This window comes from Streptomyces bobili, from assembly GCF_002154575.1.
GTDB classification, from domain to species: Bacteria; Actinomycetota; Actinomycetes; order Streptomycetales; family Streptomycetaceae; genus Streptomyces; species Streptomyces bobili.
On sequence record NZ_MUBA01000924.1, the window covers coordinates 1 to 653 of the forward strand.

Genomic DNA, 653 nt, shown 5'->3' on the forward strand with positions numbered 1-653 from the left:
GGTGAGGACGGGGCGCAGGCCGGTGCCCTTGACCCAGTCGAGGACGGGGTCCTCGCCCGCCAGGACGTGGTGGTACGTCGTCGTCCAGACGTCGGTCTCGCAGCCGAGGCGGGCGAGGTGGTCGAGGTAGACCTCGGGGGCGTGGACGGAGTCCTCGGGGCGCAGCACCTCCCCGAGGCGGCCCTTCCAGCGGAGCGTGTTGCCGAGTTCGCGCATGAGGGCGTGCAGGGGCGCGTCGATGTTGTGGGGGACCTGGAAGGCGAAGGTGCCGCCGGGCGCGAGGCCGGCCAGCCAGGCGGGGAAGGCGTCGAGGTGGCCGGGGACCCAGTGCAGGGCGGCGTTGGAGACGATCAGGTCGTACGGCTCGGTGGGCGTCCAGGTCGTGAGGTCGGCGTGGGCGAAGTCGAGGCGCGGGCCGGCGTGCGCCTCGGCCTCGGCGAGCATCTGTTCGGAGTTGTCGTAGCCGGTGATGTGGGCCGTGGGCCAGCGGTCGGCGAGGACGGTGGTGACGTTGCCGGGGCCGCAGCCGAGGTCGGCGATGCGGGGCGGTTCGCCGGGCAGGCCGGGGACGCGGGCGAGGAGGTCGGTGAAGGGGCGGGCGCGGTGGCCCGCGTGGCGCAGGTACTGGGCGGGGTCCCAGGTGGGGGTGGGCA

Annotated in this window: 1 protein-coding gene; it reads right to left on the reverse strand. The window is 74.7% G+C overall.

Going from position 1 to position 653, the window contains the following annotated elements:
- On the reverse strand, positions 1–653 hold a 653-nt coding region (locus tag BZL64_RS38730), incomplete at both ends, for a methyltransferase domain-containing protein (RefSeq protein WP_244205817.1).